Here is a 15,558-nt window from a genome sequence, read left to right as displayed (position 1 = left end):
AATAGGGGATTAAACGATATCATACAACAGCCAATGAACATCGAAATATTCGTCACCAATTTTTGAAGACTTCGATTCGAGACCCAAAGTTTCAAATCCTATAGATGAGAAAAAGATTTTGCCACTAATGTTATTAGAAGTTACGCAAGTCATCAATTTTTCAATATTGCGAGATTTAGCGTGATCTATAGCAAATTGCATTAAATTTAAAATCGTACTTTCATCTTTTTTATCAAGTAAAAATAAATTCTCTATCATAGCTTTGTGCGAACTTCCAACTTGCTTTAATTGACGCAAAGTAACACATGCTACGAGTTTATCATCTTTAAAAGCACCGATAATATTACAAAATTCATCTTCATCGGATAGCATTTGTTTAAGATCATCGTTTGAAAGATTTTCTAAATAGGCTTTGTCCCACGAATAAGTGTGCGTGTTGCTGAATAAGAGTTGAGTATAATGGTCTAAATCATTTTGATTTAGTATACGAATATTAGTCATCATGTCCTCCCATAACTGTCATAGTTTAATGTTTCTTACTTATATATATAATAGGTTAAAATCAAAAAACTTGGTATATAAATGATTTTATAAAAAACTATTTGAGTTTTAATATGTATAAATGTTTTATAAAGTTAATTATTTACTGTATTTATAGAATAACTTAAATTTAAAAAATTCACAAAAAAAGAAAACACAAAAATCCGTGAAAAGATTTTTGTGTCTAATAATTAGTATATGATTAAAAATAATCACATATTTATTTTATATATAAATTTAATCTACTACTTGAACATTTAAATCAACATCGATGTTACCACGAGTTGCTTTAGAATATGGGCAGAATTCGTGTGCATCTTGTAAATATTTTTCAGCGTCTTCTTGAGACAATACATTTTTAACTTTAGCATCAATCGCTACGCTTAATTTTGGGCTTTCCGCATCAGGATCGTCTTCAAGGCGAACAGTTAAAGTAACTTCTGGTTCAGCGTCACGTACTTTATTTTGTTTTAAAATAAGATCGAACGCACCATTGAAACATGAAGCGTAACCAGCAGCAAATAATTGCTCAGGGTTAGTTGCGTTTCCGTCCGCTTGTTGTGGTGGTAATACATCTACGTTTATTGCATTATCGTCAGTGTTTACATGTCCTTTACGTCCACCAACGTTAGTAGCTTTTGTTTCATATTGAACTGCCATTATTATTACCTCCTAAATTTGTATGCATTTATTATTTACCCATTTACATAATTTTAAATCATTGAATATTAATTTTATTGAAAAGTAAGTTACTCAAGGTTGGAGAGAGACGGCCAATAGTTTAAAATAAATACAAGTTAAATTGAGGAAGAAGGGATCATTATGACGAATGTTGAAGTGGCTGCCACAGTTGCTCCCAATCAATTACTGGATACATTAACAATAAATAATATCAAAGAATATAGTAATGATATTGATATAATCGAATTACGAATTGACCAATGGGAAAGTCGACATCTTGAATTGCTTAAATCCAATTTAGAACAACTACAAGAATTAAATATAAACGCTAACGTCTTGGTAACGTATCGCACGGTCTCACAAGGCGGTAAAGGTGAAATGACATATGAAGCATACATGACATTATTAAAAGAAATTATTAAAAATCATCATTGCCAAATGATCGATATTGAATGGGATAGTGATCTTGATGTTTTCACGCATCGTGATTTAATTGATCTAGCACATCGATATAATAAACAAGTTGTTGTATCTTATCATAATTTTCAAGAAACACCTGATATAGATATTTTAAAATTCACATATTATAAAATGAATCAATTAAACCCTGATTATGTCAAAATAGCTGTCATGCCACAAGACAAAGAAGACGTAGCTACATTGCTTGAAGCGGTAGCAACAAGTGCCGACACTCTTGATGCTAAGGTGATTGGTATTTCTATGTCTAGTGTTGGCTTAGTTAGTAGAACAGCTCAAGGTGTGTTTGGAGGCACTGTATCCTATGGATGTTTAGGTGAGCCCCAAGCGCCTGGACAAATACATGTTAAAACTTTAAAACAACAACTATTATTTTATAGTAATCATTAAAATACATTTGAAATTAAGAGGTAAAGGTTTTATAATTGAGAAGAGTTATCAACAATAAGGAGCGATAATTGTGGAATTACAAGAGGCAATTGCTTCAAGAAGAAGTATAAAGAAATTCAAACATGATATGACAATAGATGATGATAAGCTTTATCAAGCGATTGAAAAAGCTGCAGATGCTCCAAACCATGGCATGCGAGAACCATGGAGAATTATCCATATAGCCAAAGATAGATTAGGTGAAATGAGCAGAGATGTAACGCATTTTGCATTTCCAAATCATCCTGAGAAACAAGAAGATCATTATAATAATGTGACTAATCTTGGTGGTATGTTAGTGTTAGTACTTAAAACTGACCCAAGACAACGACAAAATCGTGAAAACTTTTTTGCAATGGGTGCGTATGCTCAAAACTTAATGCTGCTATTACATGAACAAGGAATTGGTACATGTTGGAAGACACCACCATACATTTTTGAACCAAAAGTTCGTAAGGTATTTGGCGTTCATGGAGATGAAGTCATTGCAGGTTTCCTTTACCTAACAGATTTAGAAGAAGTGCCACCAAAAGCACTGCGTAAAAACAAACATTTAATTTCAAAATACTAGAATTAATAAAGACGGCTGGACAAATAAATGTCTCAACCGTCTTTATTATTACACGGGCATAGCTAACAGAACTGAGAAAGCATCTATAACAAACTTTATTCAGTTCTAGTCATCTATGCCAGAATAGTATCATCAAATTAATTTTTCAAATTAGATAACTATTCTATATCCTATTTATTAAATGTTTCTGATAAGAATGATTCTACTTGTTCAGGTGATTTAGCATTAGCAGAGTGTAAATGCGCAAGTTTATTGCCATTTTCAAATACTAATAAGCTAGGAATACCCATTACATCATTATCTGCAGCTACATCTTCGAGTTCATCACGGTTAACAGTATACCAATCATAGTCATTATATTTTTCGACGATTGGATCAATCCACATGTCCATAGATTTACAATCAGGACACCAACCAGCTTCAAATTTTACGATAACTGGTTTGTCGCTTTCAATTGTTGATTTAAACGCATCAGTTGTATTAATACTTTGCATAATAAACGCTCCTTTAGATAATTACTAAATGTATTATAACGAATAATTTCCTTTAATTGAAAAATTAAGCTTAAAATATAGAGCGTTTACATAGATTATCTGATATATTTAAATTAAGACAGAATAGGAGGTTACATCTGAATGATTAAATTTTATCAATATTCAAATTGCACAACTTGTAAAAAAGCCGCAAAATTTTTAGATACACATGGCGTAAGTTACGAACCAATTGATATTGTACAACACACACCAACTAAAAAAGAGTTTGAAGAAATTATCGATAAAACAGGTGTAGAGGTTAATAAATTATTTAATACCCATGGTGCTAAATATAAAGAACTAGGGTTAAAAGATAAATTAAAAGATTTATCAACTGATGAAAAATTAAATTTATTAGCTTCAGATGGCATGTTAGTTAAACGACCATTAGCTATTGCTGGAGATAATATCACATTAGGATTTAAAGAAGATCAATACAAAGAAATTTGGTTATAGTTTAAAATTACAAATTCTAATTATATAAATTATTGTAACTTTTTGTTTTAATAGTTGAATGAAAACTTACGGTATGGCATCATTAAATTGTAATTAATTTTAGGAGGGGATTCTCGTGGCAGTACCGAGCGAATTAAAATATTCTAAAGAACATGAATGGGTAAAAGTTGAAGGCAACACAGTAACAATTGGTATTACTGAATACGCACAAGGTGAATTAGGTGATATCGTATTCGTTGAATTACCAGAAGTTGATGACGAAATCAACGAAGGGGATACTTTTGGTAGTGTAGAATCAGTTAAAACTGTTTCTGAATTATATGCGCCAGTATCTGGTAAAGTTGTTGAATCAAATGAAGAATTAGAAGATAGTCCTGAGTTTGTTAACGAATCACCATATGAGAAAGCATGGATGGTTAAAGTTGAACTTAGCGATGAAAGCCAATTAGATGATTTATTATCAGCTGATCAATACAAAGAAATGATTGGTGAATAATTAATTTAAACTCCTTGATTGCGGTCATGGAGTTTTTATTTTGCCTATTTTTTGTAAATATTAATCAACAAATTTTAAAATTTATACTTTGTTGATATAAAATGTTAAGTAATCGTAAATAATGTTTAATCTATTAGCGTTCTGTGAAAAAGTAACTGATTGTTTATTATCGACTTAGAAGGTGGATTATCATGGCAATTTTAAATAAAGTTATTATTGTTGAAGGCAAATCTGATAAGAAGAGAGTACAACAAGTCATCGCTGAACCTATAAATATTATTTGTACGCATGGTACAATGAGTATTGATAAATTAGATGACATGATTGAAACATTATATGATAAGCAAGTCTTTGTTCTAGCAGACTCAGATGATGAAGGTGAAAAGATAAGAAAATGGTTTAAACGTCATCTTAGCGAATGTGAACATATCTATGTGGATAAAACATTTTGTGAGGTAGCTAGATGCCCAAAGAATTATCTTGCGCATGTATTGAGTAAACATGGTTTTACAGTTCGTAAAGAGAAACGTCTAATTCCTAATTTAACGACTGAAAGGTTAGTAATCATGCATGAGTAAATCTGTAGAAATAGAAGATATTTGTGAGAATTTTAATAAAGAAAAACATTTAATTTTTGGATACACACCGATGTGTGGTACTTGTAAAATGTCAGAGCGAATGCTAGATATTGCGAATGAAATACTACAATTACCCGTTAAAAAAATCGATTTGAATTACCATCCTAAATATAGTGAGCGTAACAAAATTATGTCAGTTCCTGTTCTAATAGTAATGAATAAAGATATAGAAATAGATAGAATCTATGCTTTTCAATCTGTTCCTTATTTGTTAGAAAAGTTAAAATAATTATTGACGAAATTATAGTGCAATGGTAGGATATAAATTAATTAAATAGTGCGAAAATTCTTATCAAGAGAGGTGGAGGGATGTGCCCTATGAAGCCCGGCAACCGTCTAGTTATAGAAATGGTGCCAATTCACATAAAGTTGATTACTTTAGAAGATGAGAGAAAGATGAATCAATGCTTTCTCAACTTTGCTAAAGTGAGAAAGCATTTTTTAATTACATAATGATTTTTAAGGAGGCACTAAACGTGATTGAGTTAAATCAAGTTGTAAAACGTTATCACACTAAAGATAAAGATGTACTAGCAGTTGATAACGTTAACTTAAATATAGAAACGGGCTCTATTTTCGGAGTTATCGGATTCTCTGGTGCTGGTAAAAGTACGTTAATCAGAATGTTCAATAATTTAGAAGAACCTACTTCTGGCGATATTATTATAGATGGCGATAATATTAACAAACTTTCAAAAGCAGAATTAAGAAGAAAACGACAAAAAGTAAGTATGGTATTCCAACACTTTAATTTATTATGGTCACGAACAGTACTTCGAAATATCACGTTCCCACTAGAAATTGCAGGGTATTCTAAAACCAAAGCAAATGAAAGGGCGAAAGAATTAATTAACCTTGTTGGTTTAAATGGCAGAGAAAATGCTTATCCATCAGAATTATCAGGTGGGCAGAAACAACGTGTGGGTATTGCAAGAGCTTTGGCTAATGAACCTGACGTCCTCTTATGTGACGAAGCTACAAGCGCATTAGATCCACAAACAACAGATGAGATTTTAGACCTACTGCTAAAAATTAAAGAACGTGAAAACCTTACAATCGTGATTATCACTCATGAAATGCATGTTATCAGACGTGTTTGTGATGAAGTAGCCGTTATGGAAAGTGGACGTGTAATTGAGCAAGGTAAAGTAACGCAAGTATTTGAAAATCCACAACATGAAGTTACAAGACGATTTGTGAAAGATGATTTGGATGATGATTTTGAAGAATCAATCAAACATCTAGAACCATTAGATTCAGATGCATACATTGTTAGACTTAATTTCAATGGTGGTAATACGACTGAACCAGTTGTATCTTACATAAGTAAAACGCATAACATTGATATAAATATTCTTGAAGCAAACATAAAAAATACCCGTGGTGGTTCTGTCGGGTTCTTGGTGGTTCATATTCCACATATTGCTGAAACAGAGTTTGAGACATTTAAAGAAGATTTACATCAGCAACATGTAAATGTGGAGGTGGTTAAGCATGGATAAATCTTATGGTGATATTTTTAAAGAGATGATTACAATGCCTAACGTCCAATGGCCTGAAGTATGGCAAGCCATTTATGAAACATTATATATGACTGTAGTTTCAACTATTTTCGCATTTATTTTTGGATTGATTTTAGGAGTATTATTATTCTTATCAGCTAAGAGTAATTCTAAAGGTGCTAGAGTCTTTTATAGCATCGTTTCATTTATTGTTAACTTATTCCGAGCGATTCCATTTATCATTTTAATCTTGTTATTAATTCCATTTACAAGTGTGATCCTTGGAACAATAAGTGGTCCAACTGGTGCCTTACCAGCTCTAGTTATTGGTGCAGCACCATTCTATGCAAGATTAGTAGAAATTGCCTTCAAAGAAATAGATAAAGGTGTTATCGAAGCGGCTTGGTCAATGGGAGCTAGTACTTGGACAGTTGTCCGAAAAGTATTACTACCTGAGGCAATGCCAGCACTAGTTTCAGGTATTACTGTAACAGCAATCGCATTAGTTGGTTCTACTGCAATTGCAGGTGTAATTGGTGCAGGTGGTTTAGGTAACTTAGCTTACTTAACAGGTTTCACTCGTAACCAAAACGATGTCATTTTAGTTTCAACTGTATTTATTTTAATTATCGTATTTATAATTCAATTTATTGGGGATTGGATTACAAATAAAATTGACAAACGCTAAAAGAAAAGAGGAATGATTCAATGAAAAAACTTTTAAGCTTATTTTTAGTATTAACATTAACAGTCGTTTTAGCAGCTTGTGGTAATGGTAGTGGGGATAAAGATAAAAAAATTGTTGTAGGCGCATCTCCAGCACCTCACGCTGAAATTCTTGAAAAGGCTAAACCTTTACTTAAAAAGAAAGACTATGACTTAGAAATTAAAACAATTAATGATTACACTACGCCAAACAAATTATTAGATAAAGGTGAATTGGATGCTAACTATTTCCAACATGTACCTTATTTAAAAACTGAAAGTAAAGAAAAAGGATACAAAATTGAAGACGCAGGTAAAGTTCACTTAGAACCAATGGCTGTTTACTCTAAAAAATATAAAAGTTTAAAAGACCTTCCTAAAGGTGCAACAGTTTATGTATCAAATAACCCAGCTGAACAAGGACGTTTCTTAAAATTCTTTGTTGATGAAGGATTAATTAAAATTAAAAAAGGTGTAAAAATCGAAGATGCTAAATTCGAAGATATCACTGAAAACAAAAAAGACATTAAATTCAACAGTAAACAATCAGCAGAATATCTTCCAAAAATCTATCAAAATGAAGATGTAGATGCTGCAATCATCAACTCTAACTATGCGATTGATCAAGGCTTAAGCCCTCAAAAAGATTCAATTGCTATTGAAAAACCAAATAACAACCCTTATGCTAACTTAATCGCAGTTCAAAAAGGACATAAAGATGATGAAAAAATTAAAGCTTTAATTGAAGTGTTACAATCTAAAGAAATCCAAGATTTCATTAAAGACAAATATAAAGGTGCAGTTGTACCAGCAAAATAATAATGAAAGAAACTCCGTAACCATTTTGATTACGGAGTTTCTATTATTTAGAAAGATTTTCTGTCCTTATACAATATACCGATGCCTTGTCTACCAGATCCCATTGTATAATCAAATTTAATAACTTCGATATACGGATTCTCCTCTAAAAAGCGATTTACTTTTTTAGTTAAACCACTTTCAGTCATAGCGGTAAAATTAATAAATTTCATCATATACCCCCTTTAATTTTATTGTTACAGTGTCATTATATAAGAATTATTCAATAGAATGAAAATATTCTATAATATATAAAATTTATGAATAAGGTGTTTAATGATAAGATTATAGGGGTATGTAATCATTAAGTAAAGATACAGACAATCAAGGAGGAATTTTAAATGGCTGAAGATAAATTTGAACAAGCAAAAGGTAACTTAAAAGAAACTGTTGGTAACGTAACTGACAATAAAGATTTAGAAAAAGAAGGTCAAAACGATAAAGCTTCTGGTAAAGCCAAAGAAGCAGTTGAAAACGTTAAAAATAAAGCTAACGACCTTATCGATAAAGTAAAAGGTAATAACGATAACAAATAATTTGTCTATATCACAAAGCGTAAGTGCTCAGCACTTGCGCTTTCAATTTAAAATGAATTTTAATTTAACAGAAAAACGGGCCCATTAGATTAACCTTATGGGTCCGTTTCATTATAAATATTTATATAATATTTTAAAATTAATTACACATTATCATCAGTAATTTGACCAATCCAATAACTAGCTGCAAATCCAATGATTAAAGTGATGATCGAAAGTGTCCACTCAATACCAGTTTGAGGAAGACCAGGGAATACAGCATATATGGAGCCGATAACGAATCCAGTTATTAATGCGAATGTGGTATAGAAATGATGATGTAAGAAGTATTTAATAATACGACTTGATAATAAAAACCCTGCTAATACACCTAATCCTACAACAATTAATAATGGTAGGCCATCGAAATTCAATTTAACTAAATCAGCAATGGCTAACATAATTGTTCCATAAGCACCAAATATTAGTAGCATAAACGATCCGGAAATACCAGGTAATAACATTGCGCTTGAAGCACACGCACCAGCTAAGAAATATTTAATAATAAGACCGAATGATAAATCTAGTGATGTATCAGCACTTTGATTACTTGAATTCATTAATGTAATTACTACTAAAATGATAATGCCTACTACCATAATGCTATAATGTTTTGCTTTAAACGTTTTATTAAATTTCGCAGTTCTTAGTAAATAAGGGATGATACCAATAATTAAACCGGTAAAGAAGAACATAGTAATTACTTGGTGATGTTCTAATAAATAATTGATTAGATTACTTAATATACCGACAGCTAAAGCCATACCTATTAAAATAGGAAGTAAAAACTTTAAACTAGGCCAAAATCGTTTTGAGAATAAGCCACTAATTGAAGAAATGAATCCATCATATATGCCTAATAGTAAGGCAATGGTTCCTCCACTTATTCCAGGAACTAAATCGCTTGTTCCCATACCAAACCCTTTTAATATATTTATCCATTTAAAATTTTGCATGAATGTCTCCTTTCAATTAAATAGCATCATAACAGAATTTTGAATAATTATAAAATATTCAGTTTGTAAAAATATAATTTTTATAAAAATCGCGCTAAATTAATAACATTTGTGTCGGAAATATTTCTATTGAGAACAATAAGCCTTTGATTATCAGTTGCGAGAAAAAATTGAGTATCAAATAAAAATTATTTTAGATAGATAATCACTATAATTTAGAGTTTTAATAAGTTTATATTAAGGTCTATTTACGTTATAATGAAGTGTATTAAAGTACACAAAGTCTTTTTGACTACAAATTAAAATTATTATAAACTAGTTAAGAAAACTTTATATTTTACGGAGGGAATATAAATGTCATCAACATTAGAAATTAAAGACCTACATGTGTCTATTGAAGATAAAGAAATTTTAAAAGGTGTTAATTTAACTATTAATACAGGTGAAATACATGCAATTATGGGACCAAATGGTACTGGTAAATCAACATTATCATCAGCGATTATGGGACATCCATCATACGAAGTAACTCAAGGTGAAGTGTTACTAGATGGCGTTAATATTTTAGAATTAGAAGTTGATGAAAGAGCAAAAGCTGGTCTGTTCTTAGCAATGCAATATCCATCAGAAATTACTGGTGTGACAAATGCTGACTTCATGCGTTCAGCTATTAACGCGAAACGTGAAGAAGGACAAGAAATCAACTTAATGCAATTTATCAAAAAATTAGATAAAGAAATGGATTTCTTAGATATCGATAAAGATATGGCACAACGTTACTTAAATGAAGGTTTCTCTGGCGGTGAGAAAAAACGTAACGAAATCTTACAATTAATGATGTTAGAACCAAAATTTGCCATCCTAGATGAAATCGACTCAGGTTTAGACATTGACGCATTAAAAGTTGTATCTAAAGGTATCAACGAAATGCGTGGCGAAGAATTTGGTGCTTTAATGATTACACACTATCAACGTTTATTAAACTACATCACACCAGACAAAGTACATGTTATGTACGGTGGTAAAGTAGTTAAATCAGGAGGTCCTGAACTAGCTAAACGTCTTGAAGAAGAAGGTTATGAATGGGTTAAAGAAGAATTCGGTGCTAAAGAATAATCTAGCAATCGTTTATTTTAAATGATGAAACTAGAAATATGGTGTTAATGTGAAACATTGCATTAATATCAACGATTAAATATGTGAGACTTAGACATCGTATAAACTTAATCATTTAAGTATACGAAATATCTACAGTCGCTAAAATTTTTCATCAAGTAGGAGGAAAAGAGAGTTATGACAACTGAAACTTTAAACATTTCTGAGGAACAACTTGTTGATTATTCTAAAGCGCACAATGAACCTTCTTGGATGACTGAGTTACGTCAAAAAGCGTTGAAATTAACAGAAACTTTAGAAATGCCAAAACCAGATAAAACTAAATTAAGAAAATGGGACTTTGATTCATTTAAACAACATGAAGTTAAAGGTCAATCTTTCAGTAATTTATCAGAGCTTCCAGAAGCTATTAAAAAAATTATAGACGTTGAAAACACTAAAAATTTAGTTGTTCAACATAATAATGCTTTAGCTTATACTCAAGTATCAGATCAAGCACAAAAAAATGGCGTGATAATTGAAGGATTATCAGAAGCTTTAATTAATCACGGGGAGTTAGTTCAAAAATATTTAATGACAGATGCAGTGAGTGTTGATGAACATCGTTTAACTGCATTGCATACAGCTTTAATTAATGGTGGCGTGTTTGTTTATGTGCCTAAAAATGTAGTTGTTGAAGATCCAATTCAATATGTTGTGTTACATGATGATGATAATGCTAGTTTCTTTAACCACGTGATCATTGTTACTGAGGAAAGCGCTGAAGTAACGTATGTTGAGAACTATTTATCAACTGCAAGTGGTGAAGGTAACCAATTAAATATTGTTTCAGAAGTTATTGCCGGTGCTAATTCAAATATCACTTATGGCTCAGTTGACTATTTAGATAAAGGATTTACTGGTCATATCATTCGTCGTGGTACTACTGTTGCAGATGCATCAATCAATTGGGCATTAGGTCTAATGAATGAAGGTAATCAAATCATTGATAATACAACTAATTTAATTGGTGACCGTTCAACAAGTGAACTTAAATCAGTTGTTGTCGGTACAGGTGACCAAAAAATCAACTTAACATCTAAAATTGTTCAATATGGTAAAGAAACTAATGGTTACATCTTAAAACACGGTGTTATGCGTGAAAATGCATCATCTGTATTTAATGGTATTGGATATATTAAACATGGTGGTACAAAATCTATCGCTAACCAAGAGTCACGTGTCTTAATGCTTTCTGAGAATGCAAGAGGCGATGCCAATCCAATCTTATTAATTGATGAAGATGATGTAGAAGCAGGACACGCAGCGTCTGTTGGCCGAGTTGACCCTGAGCAACTTTACTACTTAATGAGTCGTGGTATTTCTCAAAAAGAAGCTGAACGATTAGTAATTCATGGTTTCTTAGATCCTGTAGTGCGTGAATTACCAATTGAAGACGTTAAACGTCAATTAAGAGAAGTAATTGAACTTAAAGTAAATAAATAAACATATAAATCTAAAAGAGATTTTTAATATTAGAAAGGTCGTGAAAAAAGTGGCCGAAACTTCATTAAATGTTGAGGAAATCATCAAAGATTTTCCAATATTAGATCAAAAAGTTAATGGAAAAAGATTAGCATACCTGGATTCTACAGCTACCAGTCAAACACCTGTTCAAGTGTTGAACGTATTGGATGATTATTATAAACGTTATAATTCAAATGTACACCGTGGTGTTCATACACTTGGTTCACTTGCTACTGACGGATACGAAGGTGCTCGTGAGACTGTAAGACGTTTCATTAACGCTAAATACTTTGAAGAAGTCATCTTTACTAGAGGAACAACTGCAGCAATCAATATTGTTGCGCGCAGTTACGGAGATGCCAATGTTGAAGAAGGCGACGAAATAGTTGTTACTGAAATGGAACACCATGCCAATATTGTTCCATGGCAACAATTAGCTAAACGTAAAAATGCCTCATTAAAATTCATTCCAATGACAGATGAGGGTGAATTAAGACTTGAGGATGTTAAAGCGACAATAAATGATAATACTAAAATTGTAGCAATAGCACATGTGTCTAATGTGTTAGGTACAATTAATGATGTCAAAGAAATTGCTAAAGTTGCCCATGAGCATGGTGCAATTATTAGTGTCGATGGTGCACAATCAGCACCTCACATGAAAATAGACGTTCAAGATTTAGACGCTGATTTCTTCAGTTTCAGTGGTCATAAAATGTTAGGACCTACTGGCATCGGTGTGTTATATGGTAAACGTGATTTATTAAAAGAAATGGAACCAGTTGAATTTGGTGGAGATATGATTGACTTTGTAAGTAAATATGACGCTACATGGGCAGATTTACCTACTAAATTTGAAGCTGGTACACCTATTATCGCTCAAGCAATTGGATTAGGTGAAGCCATTCGCTACATTGAGAAATTAGGCTTTGATGTTATTCATGAACATGAAAAAGCATTAACAGAATACGCCTATGAACAAATGTCATCTATTGAAGGACTTGAAATTTATGGTCCTCCAAAAGAACGTCGTGCCGGTGTTATCACATTTAATTTGGCTGATATCCATCCACATGATGTTGCTACAGCAGTAGATACAGAAGGTGTTGCTGTAAGAGCTGGACACCATTGTGCACAACCGTTAATGAAATGGTTGAATGTATCATCTACTGCACGTGCAAGCTTCTATGTATACAATACTAAAGAAGATGTAGACCAACTTGTTGAAGCATTGAAACAAACGAAGGAGTTTTTCTCTTATGAATTTTAATAATTTAGATCAACTTTATCGATCTGTAATTATGGATCATTATAAGAATCCTAGAAATAAAGGCGTTTTGGACAATGGCTCAATGACTGTAGACATGAACAATCCTACTTGTGGTGATCGTATCAGATTAACGTTTGATATTGAAAATGGCATTATTAATGATGCTAAATTCGAAGGAGAAGGTTGTTCTATTTCGATGTCTAGTGCATCTATGATGACTGAAGCTGTAAAAGGTCATTCTCTAGGTGAAGCAATGCAAATGAGTCAAGAATTTACTAAGATGATGCTTGGTGAAGACTATGTAATCACTGAAGAAATGGGAGATATTGAAGCACTACAAGGTGTATCTCAATTCCCAGCACGCATCAAGTGTGCAACATTAGCCTGGAAAGCACTTGAAAAAGGAACAGTTGAAAAGGAAGGTAAAGCAGAAGGGACGACAGAAGAGTAAACTTTAGTCGTATGTGAAACTTTATAGTGATGATAGATAGCAATTTCTAAAGTCCAACTTTAACTTTTTACACTTTTGACTTTTTATGAAGGTTGCATATTGTTACAATGGCAATAGACAATAATGAATATTAAAAATCTCACGCACGTCGTTTTAAATATATTTAAGGAGTGATTGAAATGGCTAAAAAAGCACCTGATGTTGGAGATTATAAATATGGTTTCCACGATGAGGATGTTTCCATTTTCAGATCAGAACGTGGTTTAACAGAAAATATCGTTAGAGAAATTTCAAAAATGAAGGAAGAGCCTGAATGGATGCTCGACTTCAGATTAAAAGCTTTAAAATTATTCTACAAAATGCCAATGCCTCAATGGGGTGGCGATTTATCAGAATTAAACTTTGATGACATCACATACTACGTTAAACCTTCAGAGCATACTCAACGTTCATGGGACGAGGTGCCTGAAGAAATTAAACGTACATTTGATAAATTAGGTATTCCAGAAGCTGAACAAAAATATTTAGCAGGTGTTTCTGCTCAATATGAATCAGAAGTTGTATATCATAATATGGAAAAAGAATTAGAAGAAAAAGGTATCATCTTTAAAGATACTGATAGTGCTTTACGTGAAAACGAAGAACTATTTAAAGAATACTTTGCTTCTGTTGTTCCAGCAGCTGATAACAAATTCGCAGCATTAAACTCAGCAGTATGGTCAGGTGGTTCATTCATCTATGTACCTAAGAATGTTAAATTAGATACACCATTACAAGCATACTTCCGTATTAACTCTGAGAACATGGGTCAATTCGAACGTACATTAATTATTGCTGATGAAGGTGCTTCAGTAAACTACGTTGAAGGTTGTACTGCACCTGTTTATACAACAAGTTCATTACACTCAGCAGTAGTTGAAATCATCGTTCATAAAGATGCACACGTACGTTATACTACAATTCAAAACTGGGCTAACAACGTTTATAACTTAGTTACAAAACGTACGTTTGTTCATGAGAATGGTAACATGGAATGGGTTGACGGCAACTTAGGTTCTAAGTTAACGATGAAATATCCAAACTGTGTTCTTTTAGGTGAAGGTGCGAAAGGTAGTACATTATCTATCGCCTTTGCTGGTAAAGGTCAAGTACAAGATGCTGGTGCTAAAATGATTCATAAAGCACCAAACACATCTTCAACAATCGTATCTAAATCTATTTCTAAAAATGGTGGTAAAGTTATCTATCGTGGTATCGTTCACTTCGGACGTAAAGCGAAAGGTGCACGTTCTAATATTGAATGTGATACTTTAATTTTAGATAACGAATCTACTTCAGATACTATTCCTTATAATGAAGTATTCAATGACAATATTTCATTAGAACATGAAGCGAAAGTTTCTAAAGTATCAGAAGAACAATTATTCTACTTAATGAGCCGTGGTATTTCAGAAGAAGAAGCGACAGAAATGATCGTTATGGGCTTTATTGAACCATTCACTAAAGAATTACCAATGGAATATGCAGTAGAAATGAACCGTTTAATTAAATTCGAAATGGAAGGCTCTATCGGTTAATTTAACCTATATCACCAACTTTTTCGGCTCTATAATAAATTGGACTGATGACTAAAAATCATCAGTCCAATTTTTATGTTTGAATACAAAAATGGCGCAATTACCTCTATAATTATTAGCTACCAAACAAAATAAAAAAGAAAGGTAATGCGCCTATGTGTAAGTCTATATTAAATACATTAAGAATTAAAGATAAAAATCTAAATTTTTCAGATGAAGTG

General features: G+C 32.1%; 20 protein-coding genes and 1 riboswitch. Of the genes, 15 read left to right on the top strand and 5 right to left on the bottom strand.

Annotation, left to right across the window (positions count from 1 at the left end):
- Positions 1–9: 9 nt before the first annotated feature.
- Complete coding sequence (locus tag BB045_RS00095; protein WP_070839152.1) at positions 10–501, bottom strand: GNAT family N-acetyltransferase; 492 nt, start codon at positions 499–501, stop codon at positions 10–12.
- Between the two features lie 276 nt (positions 502–777).
- Positions 778–1,200, bottom strand: coding sequence for an organic hydroperoxide resistance protein (locus BB045_RS00090; protein ID WP_016931015.1), 423 nt, complete (start codon positions 1,198–1,200; stop codon positions 778–780).
- A 162-nt stretch (positions 1,201–1,362) separates the two neighbouring features.
- Here BB045_RS00090 and aroD point away from each other — a divergent pair, with 162 nt between their 5' ends.
- Positions 1,363–2,088, top strand: a complete 726-nt coding sequence (gene aroD, locus BB045_RS00085; RefSeq protein ID WP_070861056.1) for a type I 3-dehydroquinate dehydratase — start codon at positions 1,363–1,365, stop codon at positions 2,086–2,088.
- 70 nt (positions 2,089–2,158) lie between these two features.
- Positions 2,159–2,698 (top strand): nitroreductase family protein, encoded by a 540-nt coding sequence (locus BB045_RS00080; RefSeq protein WP_070581524.1) that lies wholly within the window; start codon positions 2,159–2,161, stop codon positions 2,696–2,698.
- Positions 2,699–2,868: 170 nt separating this feature from the next.
- Here the strand turns inward: BB045_RS00080 and BB045_RS00075 are convergent, their stop codons facing one another.
- Positions 2,869–3,192 carry a thioredoxin family protein gene (locus BB045_RS00075; RefSeq protein WP_011276317.1) on the bottom strand — a complete coding sequence of 108 codons (324 nt, stop codon included), beginning with the start codon at positions 3,190–3,192 and terminating at the stop codon, positions 2,869–2,871.
- Between the two features lie 141 nt (positions 3,193–3,333).
- Between BB045_RS00075 and BB045_RS00070 the strand changes: the two genes are divergently transcribed.
- The 7 genes from BB045_RS00070 to BB045_RS00040 all read left to right on the top strand — a co-directional run bounded on the left by BB045_RS00070 (position 3,334) and on the right by BB045_RS00040 (position 7,847).
- Positions 3,334–3,687, top strand: coding sequence for an arsenate reductase family protein (locus BB045_RS00070; protein WP_011276316.1), 354 nt, complete (start codon positions 3,334–3,336; stop codon positions 3,685–3,687).
- A gap of 115 nt (positions 3,688–3,802) precedes the next feature.
- Entirely contained in the window at positions 3,803–4,183 is a 381-nt protein-coding gene (gene gcvH, locus BB045_RS00065; RefSeq protein ID WP_011276315.1) for a glycine cleavage system protein GcvH, read from the top strand.
- Positions 4,184–4,374: 191 nt separating this feature from the next.
- The gene (locus BB045_RS00060; protein WP_037537242.1) at positions 4,375–4,761 is read left to right on the top strand and encodes a toprim domain-containing protein; all 387 of its coding nucleotides are present in this window, start codon (positions 4,375–4,377) and stop codon (positions 4,759–4,761) included.
- A complete protein-coding gene (locus BB045_RS00055; RefSeq protein WP_011276313.1) occupies positions 4,754–5,050 on the top strand; it encodes a thioredoxin family protein in 297 nt (98 codons plus the stop codon). The genes BB045_RS00060 and BB045_RS00055 overlap by 8 nt, the downstream gene beginning before the upstream one ends.
- 57 nt (positions 5,051–5,107) lie before the next feature.
- A riboswitch (SAM riboswitch) is annotated at positions 5,108–5,213 on the top strand.
- 84 nt (positions 5,214–5,297) lie between these two features.
- Positions 5,298–6,323 carry a methionine ABC transporter ATP-binding protein gene (locus BB045_RS00050; RefSeq protein ID WP_070581522.1) on the top strand — a complete coding sequence of 342 codons (1,026 nt, stop codon included), beginning with the start codon at positions 5,298–5,300 and terminating at the stop codon, positions 6,321–6,323.
- Positions 6,316–7,011 carry a methionine ABC transporter permease gene (locus BB045_RS00045; RefSeq protein WP_011276310.1) on the top strand — a complete coding sequence of 232 codons (696 nt, stop codon included), beginning with the start codon at positions 6,316–6,318 and terminating at the stop codon, positions 7,009–7,011. Before BB045_RS00050 ends, BB045_RS00045 begins: the two co-directional genes overlap by 8 nt.
- A 20-nt stretch (positions 7,012–7,031) precedes the next feature.
- The gene (locus BB045_RS00040) at positions 7,032–7,847 is read left to right on the top strand and encodes a MetQ/NlpA family ABC transporter substrate-binding protein (RefSeq protein ID WP_075140367.1); all 816 of its coding nucleotides are present in this window, start codon (positions 7,032–7,034) and stop codon (positions 7,845–7,847) included.
- A gap of 47 nt (positions 7,848–7,894) precedes the next feature.
- On the opposite strand, the gene BB045_RS12075 is transcribed toward BB045_RS00040, so the two are convergent.
- Entirely contained in the window at positions 7,895–8,059 is a 165-nt protein-coding gene (locus tag BB045_RS12075; RefSeq protein WP_178377497.1) for a hypothetical protein, read from the bottom strand.
- Between the two features lie 168 nt (positions 8,060–8,227).
- Between BB045_RS12075 and BB045_RS00035 the strand changes: the two genes are divergently transcribed.
- Entirely contained in the window at positions 8,228–8,422 is a 195-nt protein-coding gene (locus tag BB045_RS00035; RefSeq protein ID WP_011276307.1) for a CsbD family protein, read from the top strand.
- Between the two features lie 143 nt (positions 8,423–8,565).
- Here BB045_RS00035 and popT read toward each other — a convergent pair whose 3' ends face one another.
- A complete protein-coding gene (gene popT / locus BB045_RS00030; RefSeq protein ID WP_053024275.1) occupies positions 8,566–9,417 on the bottom strand; it encodes a polyprenyl-phosphate transporter PopT in 852 nt (283 codons plus the stop codon).
- A gap of 354 nt (positions 9,418–9,771) precedes the next feature.
- On the opposite strand from popT, the gene sufC reads away from it, so the two are divergent.
- The 5 genes from sufC to sufB all read left to right on the top strand — a co-directional run bounded on the left by sufC (position 9,772) and on the right by sufB (position 15,337).
- Positions 9,772–10,533 (top strand): Fe-S cluster assembly ATPase SufC, encoded by a 762-nt coding sequence (gene sufC, locus BB045_RS00025; protein WP_011276304.1) that lies wholly within the window; start codon positions 9,772–9,774, stop codon positions 10,531–10,533.
- Between the two features lie 177 nt (positions 10,534–10,710).
- Entirely contained in the window at positions 10,711–12,018 is a 1,308-nt protein-coding gene (gene sufD, locus BB045_RS00020) for a Fe-S cluster assembly protein SufD (protein ID WP_037548923.1), read from the top strand.
- A gap of 40 nt (positions 12,019–12,058) precedes the next feature.
- The gene (locus tag BB045_RS00015; RefSeq protein ID WP_176744748.1) at positions 12,059–13,309 is read left to right on the top strand and encodes a cysteine desulfurase; all 1,251 of its coding nucleotides are present in this window, start codon (positions 12,059–12,061) and stop codon (positions 13,307–13,309) included.
- Positions 13,299–13,760, top strand: coding sequence for a Fe-S cluster assembly sulfur transfer protein SufU (sufU, locus tag BB045_RS00010; protein WP_070581519.1), 462 nt, complete (start codon positions 13,299–13,301; stop codon positions 13,758–13,760). The genes BB045_RS00015 and sufU overlap by 11 nt, the downstream gene beginning before the upstream one ends.
- Positions 13,761–13,939: 179 nt before the next feature.
- Positions 13,940–15,337, top strand: a complete 1,398-nt coding sequence (sufB, locus tag BB045_RS00005; RefSeq protein ID WP_011276300.1) for a Fe-S cluster assembly protein SufB — start codon at positions 13,940–13,942, stop codon at positions 15,335–15,337.
- The last annotated feature ends 221 nt before the right edge of the window (positions 15,338–15,558 follow it).

The organism is Staphylococcus sp. MB377, from assembly GCF_001922505.1.
In the GTDB taxonomy this organism is placed as follows: domain Bacteria; phylum Bacillota; class Bacilli; order Staphylococcales; family Staphylococcaceae; genus Staphylococcus; species Staphylococcus haemolyticus.
Note: the sequence above shows the minus strand (reverse complement) of the source record. Positions and strands in the feature narration are given on the sequence as shown.